The organism is Limimaricola sp. G21655-S1, from assembly GCF_027213785.1.
Taxonomy (GTDB): Bacteria; Pseudomonadota; Alphaproteobacteria; order Rhodobacterales; family Rhodobacteraceae; genus Limimaricola.
This window is the reverse complement of the sequence record NZ_JAPWGO010000547.1, coordinates 1-231: the sequence shown is the minus strand read 5'-3', so window position 1 is coordinate 231 and position 231 is coordinate 1. Positions and strand designations below refer to the sequence as shown.

Genomic DNA, 231 nt, shown 5'->3' with positions numbered 1-231 from the left:
CCATGGTGCTGCTCAACGGCGCCTCCGGCATTGCCGTGGGCATGGCCACCGAGATCCCGCCGCACAACCTGTCCGAAGTGGCCGCCGCCTCGCTGGCGCTGCTGGCCAACCCGGACCTGACCACCGCCGAGCTGATGCAGCACGTGCCGGGCCCGGACTTCCCCGGCGGCGGCCAGATCATCACCCCGTACGAAGACATCCTGGCCGCCTACGAAGTTGGCCGCGGCAGCG

At 71.0% G+C, this 231-nt stretch carries 1 protein-coding gene; it reads left to right on the top strand.

Annotated elements, in window-relative coordinates:
- Positions 1–41: 41 nt before the first annotated feature.
- Positions 42–231: DNA gyrase subunit A (locus O4G76_RS21770; RefSeq protein ID WP_269399151.1), on the top strand; the 190-nt coding region annotated here is incomplete at its 3' end.